Origin of the sequence: Devosia rhizoryzae (genome assembly GCF_016698665.1) — a bacterium.
Taxonomy (GTDB): domain Bacteria; phylum Pseudomonadota; class Alphaproteobacteria; order Rhizobiales; family Devosiaceae; genus Devosia; species Devosia rhizoryzae.
This window is the reverse complement of the sequence record NZ_CP068046.1, coordinates 2,805,088-2,819,445: the sequence shown is the minus strand read 5'-3', so window position 1 is coordinate 2,819,445 and position 14,358 is coordinate 2,805,088. Positions and strand designations below refer to the sequence as shown.

Sequence of the window (14,358 nt, the reverse complement as noted above, 5' to 3'; positions counted from 1 at the left end):
TGCGTTATATAACGTGAAGCGTTATACTCTCTGGCATGATCGACAGCTTTGCCGACGGCGAAACTGAGCTAATTTGGCGCGGCCAACGCAGCCGACGTTTGCCGAGCGATATCCAGGCAACGGCCCTGCGTAAGCTGCGTCTGCTGCATGCTGCAAGGCGCATCAATGATTTGCGCGTGCCGCCAGGAAATCGGTTGGAGAGCCTTCGGGGAAACCGCGCTGGGCAATGGAGCATTCGCATCAATGACCAGTGGCGAATTTGCTTTAGCTGGGACGAAGGAGGAGCGCGCGATGTCGAAATCGTCGACTACCACTAATGAGCTTTTGCCCAATCCTCACCCGGGAGAAATCCTGCTAGAGGACTTCCTGAAGCCTATGAGTATCAGCCAGAACGCCTTAGCCCGCGGCATCCACGTGCCACCCAGGCGGATCAATGAGATCGTTCTGGGTCAGCGCAGTGTCACGGCCGACACCGACCTGCGCCTGGCACGTTATTTTGGCCTATCAGAGGGCTTCTTTTTGTCGCTACAAACCGAGTTCGACCTGATGCAGAAGCGCCGAGACATTGCGCAGGACCTCGAGAAAATCTCGCCCCGGGCAGCCTAACCCCGGTTTCGCTCCCGCGATTGTTCGGCTTGCATGACTTTGCGTGCCTTGGCTCTTTTGCCGGCAGTCGCGGCTTCGTCGCCGAGGTGGGTCGTGCCGCGCTGGCGGGCGAGGTCCATCTGCTTCTGCCGTTCCGTCGCGGCCTGGTGCTTGGCTTCGTCGCCGGCGCAATAGGGGCAGGACGTGCCTTCGTGGTAATCGGGATGCTTGCGGTCGGCCTCGGTCAAGGGGTGGCGGCAGGCGCGGCAGAGCGTGGCGTTTCCAAGCTCCAGCCCGTGACCGACGGAAACGCGCTCGTCGAAAACGAAGCATTCGCCCTGGAAGCGGCTCTGCTCGGGCGGGACCACTTCGAGATATTTCAGAATGCCGCCCTTGAGGTGGAAGACTTCCTCAAAACCCTGGCTCAGGAGGTAGGACGAGGCCTTTTCGCAGCGGATGCCACCGGTGCAGAACATGGCGACCTTCTTGTCGCGCGCCGGATCGAGGTTTTGCGCCACGTAGTCCTTGAATTCGGTGAAGTTTGCGGTCGCGGGATCGAGCGCCCGCTGGAATGTGCCGAGGCCCACTTCATAATCGTTGCGGGTATCGACCAGAACGACGTCGTTCTGGTCGATAAGGCTGTTCCAGTCTTCCGGCTCGACATAGGTGCCGACGGCCTTGGAAGGATCGGCTTCAGGCGCGCGCAAGGTCACGATCTCGGGCTTGAGCCGCACCTTCATTCGCAAAAAGGGTGCCGTGTCGGCAAAGGAATATTTCACCTCGGCGCCCTGGAGGCGTGTTCCGAAAGGGCCGGTGGTGAAAAGGTAGTCGGCCAAGGCGTCGATGGCCTCAGCCGAGCCGGCCACGGTGCCGTTGATGCCTTCCGGTGCCAGGATCAGCGTGCCCTTGATGCCGCGAGTGCAGCAGAACTGCGCCAGCGGCGTCTTCAGCGCCTCAGCATCCGGCAGGGACGCAAATTTGTAGAGGGCCATCACCTTGTATGGATGATTGGCCTGGGGCAGAGTGGCGGAAGCATTCGAGTGGGTCGCAGTCATTTGCGCCGCTCTTATCACCTGGCCAGCCCGGCGTCACGAGCGGCCGCAGCCACATAATCGGGAGAGAGATCATGACCTATCGGGCCGATCCGGCACGCTATGACACTATGCAATACCGCCGCTCCGGCCGTTCCGGGCTGAAACTGCCCGTGGTGAGCCTCGGGCTTTGGCAGAATTTCGGCGGCACGCGCGATTATCCGAGCGCCATGGAAATTCTTGGCTACGCTTTCGACCAGGGCGTGACCCATTTCGATCTTGCCAACAATTACGGACCGCCCGCAGGCTCGTCGGAAGAGCTCTTCGGCCAGGTCATGGCCCGCGATTTCCGTCCCTATCGCGACGAGATGATCGTTTCGACCAAGGCCGGCTACAATATGTGGCCGGGCCCCTATGGCGAGTGGGGGAGCCGCAAATATGTGCTGGCGAGCCTCGATCAGTCGCTGCGGCGCCTCGGCCTCGACTATGTCGACATCTTTTATTCGCACCGCTTCGACCCCGAAACGCCGCTCGAGGAAACAATGGGCGCGCTCGCCCATGCGGTTAAATCCGGCAAGGCGCTTTATGTCGGCATCTCTTCCTATCCCGAAAAGGAAACGCGCGAGGCGCATCGCCTGCTCAAGGAAATGGGCGTGGCGACGACCATTCACCAGCCGAGCTATTCGATGATCAACCGCTGGATCGAGAACGACCACACCATCGATGCCTGTGGCGAACTGGGCATCGGCGTCATTGCCTTTTCGCCGCTGGCGCAGGGCGTGCTTTCGGGCAAATACAATTCCGGCCGGACGGAAGGCACGCGGGGCGAGAACCCCAACGGCTCGCTGCGCGCCAGCCATATCGAACCGCGCGTGCTCGCCGCAGTGGACAAGGTCGGCGAGATCGCGCGGGCGCGCGGCCAATCCATGGTGCAGCTGGCGCTGAGCTGGGTGCTGCGGCGCAAGGAGATGACCTCGGCGCTGATCGGCGTGCGCACGCTCGAGCAGCTCAAGGACAATCTTGGCGTGCTGAACAATCTCGAGCTCAGCGACGAAGAGATCGCGGCAATCGATACGGCTACGGCGGAAGGGCAGATGGAGCTTCATCCGCGACCGCAGGGCTGGTTGCGGTAGCCACAAGGTTCCAAGTCGACCTTCCCTCCCCCTTGAGGGGAGGGATCGAGGGTGGGGGTGGTGCAGTGGTCTACTGATGGACCCCCACCCCCAGCCCCTCCCCTCAAGGGGGAGGGGAGCCGAACGCCAGTTGCCTCAAACCATCATCGACTGCAGGGCGCCCATGGCGGCCAGGGAGCCGGAATTGGTGGCGAAGGTGACCGAATGCATGGGCATGGAGACGTCGCCGGCGGCGAAGATGCCGGGTTTGGATGTCGCCTGCATGTCGCCGACCACGATCATGCTGCCGGTGGGCGTCGCCTTGGTTTCGAGTCCGAGTTGCTCGTGAAGGCTCGCTGACGGGTGGTTTTGCGGATGGGCATAGAGCGCGGCGAGCGCGACCTGCGTGCCGTCTTCCATGGTGACGCTGCGGAGCTGGCCATTGTCCTGCTCGATCGATCGGAGCTTGCCGTCGAGGATGCGGACGTTGCGCTGTTCGAGCTTGTGGCGCTCGGCTTCGATGATCTCATGGCCGTCGAGGATCAGCGTGATGTCGTCGGTCCAGTTGCTGTAGAGCACGGGGCCATGGAGCGACATGGGTGAGGAGTAGAGGAGGCCCCAGGGTTTCCCGGCCACTTCATAGCCGTGGCAGAAGGGGCAATGGATCACAGTCTTGCCCCAGCTTTCGGCAAAGCCGGGGATGGGGGGAAACTCGTCGACGATGCCATAGGCGAGGATCAGTCGCTTGGCGGAAAAGCTTTGGCCCTCGGCGGTCTGGACAGCGAAGTCGTCGGGCTCGCCGGAGACGGTTTCGGCTCGGCCGTTGACCAGCTTGATGGTCGGGTAATTGGCGAGCTGCTGGCGCGCGGTGGCGAGAAGATCGCTGGGCCGCGTGCCGTCGTGACCGAAGATATTGTGCGCCAATTGGGCGTAGCGATTGCGGTTGTGACCGGTGTCGAGCACGGTCACCTGGCGTCGCGCGCGGCCAAGCTGCATGGCGGCGGTGAGGCCGGCAAAGCTGCCGCCGATGATAAGGACGTCGTCCATTTTATTCTCCTATGGGCGAGCGCAAGCGGTCGGGCGCCGGGCACCCGTAATGCGCTCCGGTGTGAATGGTTCAGCCGAGGCGGGGAAAGCCATGGCTGAGGGCTTCGCCGGCAATGTCGCTGAGCCGGGTTCGCGCGAGGCGCGCCGCGAGCAGGGCTTCGGCATCGTCCAAGAAGTCGGTCATGACCCGATCGACCTGGCGGACGATGGAACACGCCTTGTCGCCCGGATCGCTTTCAGTTCGGACAAGGAGGCGCTCGCCCATGGCTTCATAGACCTGGCGCAGGGTGATCTCCTCTGCCTGACGGCTGAGGGTCCAGCCGCCATTGGGACCCTTGCTGGCACCGACGATGTCGGCGTCGCGGAGTTCGCCCAGCACCCGCCGCACCACGACCGGATTGGTCATGAGGCAGGTGGCCAGAGCCGCCGAGGTGAGCGACTTGCCCGGCTGGGCCTGGAGGTGCACCAGCGCATGGAGGGCTATGGAAAGGCGGCTCGAGCGTTTCATGTAACTTTATTTGTTACACATTAGCCCTCTCGTCAAGAGTGCGTTTCGCGAAAGTTCTCCGCTGGGGTAGGATGAGCCGTCCCGTGGAGGTCCGAATGATCCGCTTTGCTGCCGTTTTTGTCTTGAGCCTTCTTGGAGTTGTGCCTGGATTGGCGTTCGACGAGGCTAGCCAAGCGGCGATTGATGGTATGAAGCGCGGCAAGGCGGTGCCGATCACGGCGGTGACCGAACTGATGAAGGGCGCCCAGATGTGGTGCTACAACCAGCGCGAAAACGAGTGTGCCTGGTCCGACATTTACCTCTCGATCAGCGGCAACGATGTCGAGTTCGAGATGTCCCATCCCTGGAATGATCTTATCGACATCAGCTATATCAATCGTGGAGCGCTCAAGGATAATCGCTTCATTTGCGGCAGCGGCTATGACTGGATCCCCTCGGTGCGCGCCTATGAGCGGGGCACCGGCTATGTCATCGGCGGCCGTACACTGGCGGCGCTCAAGCTCGAGGTCGAGCAGTTCACGACGGTGCAGCAGGAATTCGACTGCTTCGACTATGTGTTCGAAGCCGCCGACGATGAAGCGCAGACGGTGACGCTGCTGCAGCGCCAATATGAGGATGGCGAGACCGACCCGGCCAACGACGCCACCGTCACCCTCCATTTCGACCAGGCGACGGCAGCCGATCTAGGCTGGTACTGGTAGTTACGCTTCCAGTGGTGCCGGGCGTTCGACCGGGGTCTTGATCTCGACCGTCTGGCCTTCGCGGGCGGCGTGTTCGAAGGCTTCCATGACTTCAAGAACGTGGAGCGCCAGGTCGCCATTGGCACGATGCGGACGGTTCTCGATGATGGCGCTGGCCATGTCGGCAACGCCGAGCGAGCGGTAATTGCCATCGGCATAGGGCCGCGTGACCTTGACCGGTGTCCATTGTTCCTCGCGGCCGCGCTTGCGGGTTTCCACCACGCCGCCGAAGAAATTGGGGTCGGGCACGATCAGCGTCTGCTCTGTGCCATAAAGTTCGAGTGGCACATGCTTGTGGGCAGCGACGTCAAAGCTCATGCCGATCTGGACGATTGCGCCATTGCTAAAGCCGAGCGAGCCGGTGACATGCGTGTCGACCTTGACCGGCATGGTCTGGCCGCGCTTGGGCTCGGAGGTGATGGTGCGTTCGCTCCTGAGGCGCGATGCCATGGCCGAGACGCGGGCGACCGGGCCGAGGAGATTGACGAGGTCGGTGATGTAATAAGGGCCCATGTCGAGCATGGGGCCGCCGCCGAGATCGTAATAAAAGGCCGGATCGGGATGCCAGCTTTCGTGACCGGGGCATTGAAAGAAGGCAGTGCCGCCGACGATCTGGCCGAGCACGCCGCTATCGACCACAGCGCGTGCCTCTTGGTGCGAGCCGCCCAGAAAGGTGTCTGGTGCCGAGCCGATGCGCAGCCCGGCAGCATTGGCGGCATCAAGCAGCTTGCGGCCTTCGGCGAAGGTGATGCCGAGCGGCTTTTCCGAATAAACATGCTTGCCGGCTTGTAGGGCACGAAGGCCGACCTCGACATGGGCGCGCGGGATGGTGAGGTTGACCACAAGGTCGATCTCGGGATCGGCCAGCATCTGCTCGACCGTCAGCGCACGCAGTCCGAACTCGGCCGCGCGGGCCGAAGCGGCTTCGTCGCGCATGTCCGAGAGGGCCTTGATGTCGAGCACCGGAAAGCCCGGCATCCCATCCTTGCCCAGAATGGCCTTGAGATAAGCCGAAGAAATATTGCCGGTGCCGATGAACCCAACACCCAGGCGCTTGCCGCTCATGAAACACTCCTCCTAGAGGTACGTGCGTCAAACTAGCGGCAAGCGCAGGGAGTCGGGAAGGGGTTTTCGTTACTGCGCTTGAGCCTTGAGCCATTCCGGATCGGGCTCGATGGCGGTGATGACATCGACCAGAATGCCATTGGGATCCGAGACGATAACGTGGCGCTGTCCGAAGACTTCATCGCGAAGAGGCTGCGCGATGGTTGCACCGGCGGCTTCGAGGCGCTGGGCTTCGGCGGCGGCGTCATCGACATAAAAGCTCAGGATCACGCCGCTCGAGGGTGTGCGGCCCACGGCAGGAATGCTGTCGTGATTGAAGTCCATAACGGCCAATTCGAAGAGGCCATCACCCTGGCCGCGCAGGTGCACATACCAGTCGCTTTCGAACACCGGGGTGAAGCCGAACATGTCGCAGTAATATTGCGCGGTCGCCGCAACGTCGAGCACCTGGAGCAGCGGGAACAAGCTAGAAAATTTCATTGGTCGTCTCCTTGCATGGTTGAAGGTGAAGATACATACTGCATGTATCTAACATAAACATACAGGCTGCATGTATGCAAGAGGAAAAGCGCACTCAGGAAGAGCGCCGCGAGGCGACCAAAGCGGCGTTGCTGTCGGCAGCGCGAAAACTGTTCGCGGACAAAGGCTACGCAGCGACGGCGACGCCGGAGATCGTGGCAGAGGCAGGGGTAACCCGCGGTGCGCTTTATCACCACTTCGCGGACAAGCTGGCGCTATTCGAGGCCGTGGTCGAAGAGGAACATCGTGCCGTTGCGGAAGCGATTACTGCCGTCTGCGATGGTGCGGCGGCGCCGCCGGATATGATCGACGCGCTCGTTGCGGGTGGGGAAGGGTTTCTTGCCGCAATGCAGGATGAGGGCCGCCGCCGCATCATGTTGATCGATGCGCCGGCTGTGATCAGCCGGGAGGCACTCGACCGCATCAATCAGCGCTACGGTCAGCGCACGCTGGTGGAGGGGGTGCAATGCGCCGTGGATGCGGGCGTGATCGGAGATGTTGCCGTGGAGCCGACGGCGCAACTGCTCGGCGCGCTCTTCGACCGGGCAGCGTTGGCGCCTTCTGGTGAGCTCGATGCCTATAGGCAATCCATGGAGCGGGTGATCCGCGGCCTGCGCAAATGAAAAGCGGGGCTTTCGCCCCGCTTTGAGTATTTAGAACACGATGGCCAGGATGATGATCAGCCAGATCGGCACGCCCAGGAGCCAGAGACCAAGACCTTTAAGCATAGGTTTTTCCTTTCTCTGTGCTTAGAAGCGGCGGAACACGTCGGAGAAGACGGTTTCCTTGTCACGGTGGTTGCCACCCTTCTGAGCGGCCCAATAAGCGCCGATTGCAGCTGCAAGCGACGAGGCGGCAAGGAGGAAGGCAGCGATGATTGCCGTGTTGCGGGCAATGCGAGCCGCTTCGATCGCGTCCTGACGGGCCTCTTCGATGCTGGTGCTGACCTGATCGACGCGGGCCTGCGCTTCTTCCGGCGAAAGGCCGGTATTGGCGGCAACGACCTGGGCCAGGTAGGTGCGGTCGGCTTCGGCAACGGTGCCATCGCCAAGTGCAGCCTGGGCAAAGATGCGGCCGGCTTCAGCGCGCGAACCTTCAGCATCTGGCGCCGTGTTGCCACGGAACAGGGTGTCGATGAAGTAGGCGTTGGGATCGATGGCGTCGAGCGAGCCTTCAGCAGCATTGGAGGCGGCGTTCGTGGCCGTCGAAGCAACATTGCCAACGGTGGTTGCGGCAGCGCCAATGCCCGAAAGGGCAAGCACGGCACCGACGATCATCGAGCCGCCCCAGACGAGAAGGCCATGAGCGCCATCGCGCACATCGCTTTCGTCTTCCGAAGCGTCGAAGTGTCGGCGGCGCAGACGGCCGGCAAGATAGCCGCCAGCCATGAAGCTCGAAATCTGGACCCAGAGGAACCAGCTGGCAGCGGCGATGGCAACCAGGATCGGCGATGCGCCTTCGCGGGCATCGAAATCAACGAGGTTGAGGCCGATGGCGGAGCCAAAGGTGATCAGAACGAGAGAGACCGCCGAGGCAAAAACGATGCCGGCGATGATCGACGCCCAATCGACATAGCTTGATGTGTCGCGCTGGGAGCCGGTTGCGGTTTCGACGACAGCAATGCCGCCGGGTGCTTCAATAGTCATGTCGGTGTCCTCCTGGACTTGATGGCTCAAGCGAGGCCGATGAAGGAGAGGATTGCCATGACGATGACGATGAGACCGACGATATAGATGATGCTGTTCATTGGAGAAGCCCTCTCAAGGTTGACGCAGAGACCGATCAACTATGCGGGAGCGCGAATCGTTCCGGGGTTGCAACCGTCGATGCGCAAAAAAGCAGCAGGCCGGGATCGCTCCCGGCCTGCTGTTAACCTCTTGTAAGCTTTAGCTTAGTTCAGGGCGTCCGTCACGGCAGTGGTGAAGGCGCCTTCCGGCTCTGCCTTGATAATGGCCTGGTCCATTAGCGCCTTGACGGTACGATCATAGGTGGCCTCGTCGAGAGCCGGATCGGACGGATCGACGAGCTTGGAGACTTCCTCGACCATGTAGCGCTGGTGCGCCAGTTCGGCGGCGCCGGTATCGTCCATGTCGACGACGATCTGCGCGGCTTCATCGGGATTGTCGAGCGCATACTGCCAACCCTTCATCGAAGCGCGGACGAAGCGGGTATAGGCGTCGACCTTGGCCGGGTCGGAAAGCGTGTCCTCCATGACATAGAGGCCGTCTTCGAGAAGGTCGTTGCCCATCTCGGTATAGTTGAAGATGGTGAGGTTATCCGGGCCATAGCCGGCGTCGAGCGCCTGGCCATATTCATTATAGGTCATGACCGAAATGCAATCGGCCTGACCCTGGATCATCGGCTGAATATCGAAGCTCTGCTGGAGAACCGTGACGCCGCCTTCCGAACCGTCGGTCGGAATGCCTTCCTTGTTCATCCAGGCAAAGAACGGATATTCGTTGCCGAAGAACCAGACGCCCAAGGTCTTGCCCGGGAAATCGGCCACTTCGGTGACTTCCGACTCGGTCGGGCAGATCATCATCAGGCCAGAACGCTTGAAGGGCTGGGCGATATTGACCAGTGGCACGCCGGCTTCGCGCGCCGACATGGCCGCCGCCATCCAGGCAACGATGATATCGGCGCCACCGCCGGCGATCACCTGTTCGGGCGCGACGTTCGGACCGCCTGGCAGAATGGTGATGTCGAGGTTTTCCTCGTCGTAGAACCCTTTGGACTCTGCCACGAGGTAGCCGGCGAACTGCGCCTGCGTGACCCATTTAAGTTGCAGCGTCAGCGCGTCCTGCGCGAAAGCAGAGCTGGCCGAAAGCGCCAGAGCGCCCGCCAGAAGTCCGCCAATAAGCTTTTTCATTCCCGTTCCCTTGTCTTGTTACGCCCGTCCACCACGGACCGACGGATGCCAGAAGGTGACGCCCCGCTCGATCAAAGCGATCACCCCATAGAAGGCGGACCCCGCGATCGCAGCAACAGCGATCTCCGCCCAGACCAGGTCGATGGCTAAACGCCCCACCCCGGTCGAAATCCGGAAGCCCATTCCCACAACAGGCGTTCCGAAGAATTCCGCTACGATTGCGCCGATCAAGGCAAGAGTCGAGTTGATCTTGAGGGCGTTGAATATGAAGGGGCCCGCAGCGGGGAGCCGAAGCTTCATAAGAGTCTGCCGATAGGAGGCGGCATAGGTGGACATGAGGTCACGCTCGATGGCCGAAGCGGCATTGAGCCCGGCGACGGTGTTGACCAGCATGGGGAAGAAAGTCATGGCGACGACGACGGCGGCCTTGCTCTGCCAGTCGAAGCCGAACCACATGACCATGATCGGAGCGATGCCGATGATGGGTAGAGCCGACATGAAATTGCCGATCGGCATGATGCCGGCCTTGAGGAATGGCGAGCGATCCACAGCAATGGCGACGAGGAGCCCGGCGATGCAGCCGATGATGTAGCCCGGGATCACCGACTTGATGAAGGTCTGGACGAAATCGGCCCAGAGGATGCCAGTCGAGGCGGCAAAGCGCGTGGCAATGGCGGAGGGAGCCGGCAGAAGCACCGGCGAAACGCTGGCGCCGCGGGTGACGACTTCCCAGATGACGATGAGGGCGAGGCCGAAAATCAGCGGAATGACGAGGCCGGTGCCGGTTTCGGGCAGTTTTCCAGCGCGGATGGCTGCGGCGAGGCGCTCGACGAAGAGCCAGGCGAAGGCCCAGGAGGCGATCAAGGCCAACCAGTGATGCAAAGGCATGAGGCCCTCGGCCGGAAGCGACGCGATCAGTGCCCAGGCGCCGAGGGCGGCCAGCACACCGTCGAGCCAGAATGGCCATGGCAGAACAAGGCGTAGGAGCGAAAGGGTGCTAACGGCAAAGAAGATTTGCATCAGCGGCGCTGCGCCAAGCGTCGGCAGGCTGGCGGCAAGACCAAGAAGTCCGCAGCCGCCGGCGATCAGCGCCAGGTAAAGCTGCAGCATGGAAAGCGTCCGGATCATGCCCGAACCCCCGTGCGGCGATTGACCATGTGCTCGGCACGGCCGACCACGGCAACTAGGACGGCGGCGAGGCCCGCTGCGATAAAAAGCGCTGCCCAGATCTGAACTGTTTGTCCATTGACCGACCCGGTCAGGAGCCGCACGCCGAGACCACCACCGGCAGTGTTGGAGAGTTCGGCGACGATGGCGCCGACCAGCGAAATGGCGATGCCGACCTTCATCGAGGCGAAGAGAAACGGCATGGCAGCGGGCCAGCGCAGCTTCCAGAACGCTTGCCAGGGCGTTGCGTCATAGGTGCGTAACAGATCGAGCTGGATGCCCTCGGGAGACCGGAGGCCTTTGACCATGCCGACGACTACCGGGAAGAACGACAGATACATAGAGATCAGCGCCTTGGGCACAAGCCCGGTCAGCCCCACGGCGTTGAGCCCCACCACCAGCATGGGCGCGACCGCAACGATAGGCACAGTCTGGCTGGCGATAATCCAGGGCATCAGCGAGCGGTCGGACGCGTCATTGTGGATGATGGCGACGGCGAGAAGCACGCCGAGGCTCGTTCCGAAGGCAAAGCCGAGCAGGGTGGCGGAAAGTGTGATCCAGCCATGATAGGCGAGCGAGCGTTTCGACGTAGGCTCGAGGGCGATCGTGGCGTTCCAGATTTCGCCCGCCACCTGATGCGGCGAGGGCAGCACCGGCTTGTCCTGGGCCCAGGTCTGGGCGACGAATTCGGTGAAAGGGACGTTGGCGAGGTCGGCCCGCTCGTTGAGGCGGGTCTGCCAGGGCGCATTCATCCAGACCGATGCGGCGTACCAGATGACGACGATGGCAAGAAGGATGGTGAGGACGGGGAGGATGCGGTTCATAAGGGAGGGCCCCCCACCCAACCTCCCCCGTCAGACGGGGGAGGAGTCGCTCCTTGCTTGTTTAACGACTGTGCCACGCTCGCGATGGAACTCCTCCCCCGTCTGACGGGGGAGGAGGGGTGGGCGCTGCCTCGGCAAACTCGAAGCATCAAACCACTTCCTCATAAGAGTGCCCGGCCCGCAAGCCATCGCGCACGCGGGCCGCGATCTCCAAGAATTCCGGTGTTTCGCGGATATCGAGCGGTCGTTCGCGCGGCAGGGTCGAGACGATGACATCGGTCACCCGCCCTGGCCGCGGCGACATGACGACGATCTTGGTGGACAAATAGACCGCCTCGGGGATCGAGTGGGTGACGAAGCAAATGGTCTTTTCGGTGCGCGCCCAGAGCTTCAGGAGCTCGGAATTGAGGTGGTCGCGAACGATTTCGTCAAGCGCACCGAATGGCTCGTCCATGAGGAGGAGATCGGCGTCAAAGCTCAAGGCGCGGGCAATGGAGGCGCGCTGCTGCATGCCGCCCGAAAGCTGCCAAGGGTACTTCTTCTCAAAACCAGACAGGTTGACCAGCGCCAACGTGCGCCGGACGCGCTCGGCGCGATCGGCGCTGCCATAGCCCATGATTTCGAGCGGCAGCGCCACATTGTCTTCGATCGTGCGCCAGGGATAAAGCGCGGCGGCCTGGAACACATAGCCGTAGGCGCGGTCCTTGCGCGCGTTTTCCGGTGTCTGGCCATTGACGGTCAAGGTGCCCGAGGTTGGCTTTTCGAGGTCGGCAATGGCGCGGAGGAACGTGGTCTTGCCGCATCCGGAGGGACCGATAAAGGAAACGAACTCGCCCTTGTCGATGGTGAGATTGACGTCGCTCAGCGCCACGATGTCGCCGTCGCCGGCGGGAAAGGTGAGGCCCAGATTGCGCGCCTCCACAACTGCGGTCGTCTTGCCGTCCAAACCCTAGACCCCCGTCGCCGGAATGCCGGCCCGCTCAACCTTGCGCGGTGCGACGATTTCTTTCCACTGCGATAGCGCCCTGTTCACAGGGTTCTTCGCTTCACGGGCGACGAACTTGCCATGGCCGGGCTCGGTGCGGATCTCGTTTTCAATGATCGACACCTTGCCGCGCGAAAGAACGTAGCGGGGAAGGCCGGTGACCTCGAAACCTTCGAACACATTGTAGTCGATCACCGACTGCTGCGCCTTGGCCGAGATGGTCTTGCTTCGCGCCGGGTCCCAGACCACGAGGTCGGCGTCGGCGCCCACCATGACCGCACCCTTTTTGGGATACATGTTGAGGATCTTGGCGATGTTGGTCGAGGTCACGGCAACGAATTCGTTGGGCGTGAGGCGACCGGTATTGACGCCTGCCGTCCACAGCACCGGCAGGCGATCTTCGAGGCCGCCCGTGCCGTTCGGAATCTTCGCAAAATTGCCGATGCCATTGCGCTTCTGTTCGGTGGTGAAGGCGCAGTGGTCGGTGGCGACGCAGGAGAGCGAACCCGACTGCAGGCCGGCCCAGAGCGAGTCCTGATGCTGCTTGTTGCGGAAGGGCGGAGACATGACGCGGCGGGCCGCATGGTCCCAATCGGGGTTGAAATATTCGCTTTCGTCGAGCGTCAGGTGCTGGACCAGCGGCTCGCCATAGACGCGAATGCCCTTCTGGCGGGCGCGGCGGATGGCTTCATGCGCCTGCTCGCAGGAGACATGGACGACATAAAGGGGGACGCCGGCCATATCGGCCAGCATGATGGCGCGATTGGTGGCTTCGCCCTCGACTTCCGGCGGCCGCGAATAGGCATGGCCTTCGGGACCGTTATTGCCTTCGGCGAGCAGCTTTTGCGTCATGGCGGCGACGATGTCGCCGTTTTCGGCATGAACGAGCGGCAAGGCGCCCAGGTCGGCGCAGCGCTGGAACGAGGCGAACATTTCGTCGTCGTTGACCATCAGCGAGCCCTTATAGGCCATGAAGTGCTTGAAGCTCGTGACGCCGCGATCGACGACCTCGGCCATTTCCTCGAATACCTGCTCGCCCCACCAGGTGACGGCCATGTGGAAAGAATAATCGGCGCTCGCCTTGCCGGTCTTGTTGTCCCACATCTGGAGGGCTTCGAGCAGCGACTGATCAGGATTGGGCAGGCAGAAGTCCACAACCATCGTGGTGCCGCCAGCGAGGCCCGCGCGGGTGCCGCTTTCGAAGTCATCGGCGGAATAGGTGCCCATGAAGGGCATTTCGAGATGGGTATGCGGATCGATGCCGCCCGGCATGACATAGCAGCCGGTAGCGTCGAGGGTCTCATCGCCTGAAAGGTTTCGCCCGATCTCGACAATGGTCTCGCCGTCGATGAGCACATCGGCCTTGTAGCTGAGATCGGCCGTGACGACGGTGCCGTTCTTGATGACTTTAGTCATTATTTTTCTCCCAAGATGTCGGGCAGCTTCCCTCGCCCCTCCGGGGAGAGGGTGGCCGGAGCGAAGCGGAGGTCGGGTGAGGGGTTGCCCTGAAGCGTCGAGTGGATGGCGTGCCAGCACCCCTCGCGATTGCCCAGAACTTCATTGTTCCAGAAGCGCAGGACAGAATAACCACATGCGTTTAGGTGCGCCGTGCGGATTATGTCAGCCGCGCTTTCGTGCTGACCACCATCCAGTTCAATAACGAGCATTGCCTCGCGACAAGCAAAATCGGCGAAATATGGCTCGATCGGATACTGGCGGACAAACTTCCTGCCATCGATTTGGCGATTGCGCAGCATCTGCCAAAGCACGTGCTCCGCGTCTGTTTCGTTGCGGCGAAGGGTCCTTGCGCGACCGACAGCGCTCTTGGAAGGCTTTGAGCCCCTCACCCGGCCCTGCGGGCCGACCTCTCCCCGGAGGGGCGAGGTAAGAACGGCGTCGCCCTGAT

General features: G+C 62.0%; 17 protein-coding genes. 5 read left to right on the top strand and 12 right to left on the bottom strand.

The window, feature by feature from the left end; translation table 11 throughout:
- Nucleotides 1–35 precede the first annotated feature (35 nt).
- Together JI748_RS13760 and JI748_RS13755 are read left to right on the top strand one after the other, a co-directional pair.
- Entirely contained in the window at nucleotides 36–317 is a 282-nt protein-coding gene (locus JI748_RS13760) for a type II toxin-antitoxin system RelE/ParE family toxin (RefSeq protein ID WP_201631734.1), read from the top strand.
- A complete protein-coding gene (locus tag JI748_RS13755; protein ID WP_201631732.1) occupies nucleotides 292–606 on the top strand; it encodes a HigA family addiction module antitoxin in 315 nt (104 codons plus the stop codon). The genes JI748_RS13760 and JI748_RS13755 overlap by 26 nt, the downstream gene beginning before the upstream one ends.
- Here JI748_RS13755 and trhO read toward each other — a convergent pair.
- Nucleotides 603–1,640, bottom strand: coding sequence for an oxygen-dependent tRNA uridine(34) hydroxylase TrhO (gene trhO / locus JI748_RS13750; RefSeq protein WP_201631729.1), 1,038 nt, complete (start codon nucleotides 1,638–1,640; stop codon nucleotides 603–605). The genes JI748_RS13755 and trhO overlap by 4 nt on opposite strands.
- A 71-nt stretch (nucleotides 1,641–1,711) precedes the next feature.
- Between trhO and JI748_RS13745 the strand changes: the two genes are divergently transcribed.
- The gene (locus JI748_RS13745; protein WP_201631726.1) at nucleotides 1,712–2,749 is read left to right on the top strand and encodes an aldo/keto reductase; all 1,038 of its coding nucleotides are present in this window, start codon (nucleotides 1,712–1,714) and stop codon (nucleotides 2,747–2,749) included.
- Nucleotides 2,750–2,884: 135 nt separating this feature from the next.
- Here the strand turns inward: JI748_RS13745 and JI748_RS13740 are convergent, their stop codons facing one another.
- Entirely contained in the window at nucleotides 2,885–3,775 is an 891-nt protein-coding gene (locus JI748_RS13740) for an NAD(P)/FAD-dependent oxidoreductase (RefSeq protein ID WP_201631723.1), read from the bottom strand.
- A 70-nt stretch (nucleotides 3,776–3,845) separates the two neighbouring features.
- Nucleotides 3,846–4,283: an Rrf2 family transcriptional regulator gene (locus JI748_RS13735; protein WP_201631720.1), complete on the bottom strand. Its 438-nt coding sequence runs from the start codon at nucleotides 4,281–4,283 to the stop codon at nucleotides 3,846–3,848.
- A 95-nt stretch (nucleotides 4,284–4,378) separates the two neighbouring features.
- Here JI748_RS13735 and JI748_RS13730 point away from each other — a divergent pair, with 95 nt between their 5' ends.
- Nucleotides 4,379–4,984, top strand: a complete 606-nt coding sequence (locus JI748_RS13730; protein ID WP_201631717.1) for a hypothetical protein — start codon at nucleotides 4,379–4,381, stop codon at nucleotides 4,982–4,984.
- On the opposite strand, the gene JI748_RS13725 is transcribed toward JI748_RS13730, so the two are convergent.
- Nucleotides 4,985–6,088, bottom strand: a complete 1,104-nt coding sequence (locus JI748_RS13725) for a Gfo/Idh/MocA family protein (protein WP_201631715.1) — start codon at nucleotides 6,086–6,088, stop codon at nucleotides 4,985–4,987.
- Between the two features lie 69 nt (nucleotides 6,089–6,157).
- On the bottom strand, nucleotides 6,158–6,568 hold the full coding sequence (locus JI748_RS13720; protein ID WP_201631712.1) for a VOC family protein: 411 nt from the start codon (nucleotides 6,566–6,568) through the stop codon (nucleotides 6,158–6,160).
- A gap of 74 nt (nucleotides 6,569–6,642) precedes the next feature.
- On the opposite strand from JI748_RS13720, the gene JI748_RS13715 reads away from it, so the two are divergent.
- Nucleotides 6,643–7,230 (top strand): TetR/AcrR family transcriptional regulator, encoded by a 588-nt coding sequence (locus JI748_RS13715; RefSeq protein ID WP_201631710.1) that lies wholly within the window; start codon nucleotides 6,643–6,645, stop codon nucleotides 7,228–7,230.
- A 126-nt stretch (nucleotides 7,231–7,356) separates the two neighbouring features.
- Here JI748_RS13715 and JI748_RS13710 read toward each other — a convergent pair whose 3' ends face one another.
- From JI748_RS13710 to JI748_RS13680, 7 genes are all read right to left on the bottom strand, one after another.
- Complete coding sequence (locus JI748_RS13710; protein ID WP_201631707.1) at nucleotides 7,357–8,253, bottom strand: tellurite resistance TerB family protein; 897 nt, start codon at nucleotides 8,251–8,253, stop codon at nucleotides 7,357–7,359.
- A gap of 245 nt (nucleotides 8,254–8,498) precedes the next feature.
- Complete coding sequence (locus tag JI748_RS13705; protein WP_201631704.1) at nucleotides 8,499–9,476, bottom strand: ABC transporter substrate-binding protein; 978 nt, start codon at nucleotides 9,474–9,476, stop codon at nucleotides 8,499–8,501.
- A gap of 18 nt (nucleotides 9,477–9,494) precedes the next feature.
- Entirely contained in the window at nucleotides 9,495–10,586 is a 1,092-nt protein-coding gene (locus JI748_RS13700) for an ABC transporter permease (protein ID WP_407644954.1), read from the bottom strand.
- A 14-nt stretch (nucleotides 10,587–10,600) separates the two neighbouring features.
- Nucleotides 10,601–11,467 (bottom strand): ABC transporter permease, encoded by an 867-nt coding sequence (locus tag JI748_RS13695; RefSeq protein ID WP_201631698.1) that lies wholly within the window; start codon nucleotides 11,465–11,467, stop codon nucleotides 10,601–10,603.
- Nucleotides 11,468–11,615: 148 nt separating this feature from the next.
- Nucleotides 11,616–12,413 carry an ABC transporter ATP-binding protein gene (locus JI748_RS13690; RefSeq protein WP_201631695.1) on the bottom strand — a complete coding sequence of 266 codons (798 nt, stop codon included), beginning with the start codon at nucleotides 12,411–12,413 and terminating at the stop codon, nucleotides 11,616–11,618.
- A 3-nt stretch (nucleotides 12,414–12,416) separates the two neighbouring features.
- The gene (hydA, locus tag JI748_RS13685; RefSeq protein ID WP_201631692.1) at nucleotides 12,417–13,868 is read right to left on the bottom strand and encodes a dihydropyrimidinase; all 1,452 of its coding nucleotides are present in this window, start codon (nucleotides 13,866–13,868) and stop codon (nucleotides 12,417–12,419) included.
- Complete coding sequence (locus tag JI748_RS13680) at nucleotides 13,868–14,299, bottom strand: endonuclease domain-containing protein (RefSeq protein WP_201637367.1); 432 nt, start codon at nucleotides 14,297–14,299, stop codon at nucleotides 13,868–13,870. The genes hydA and JI748_RS13680 overlap by 1 nt, the downstream gene beginning before the upstream one ends.
- Between the last annotated feature and the right edge of the window lie 59 nt (nucleotides 14,300–14,358).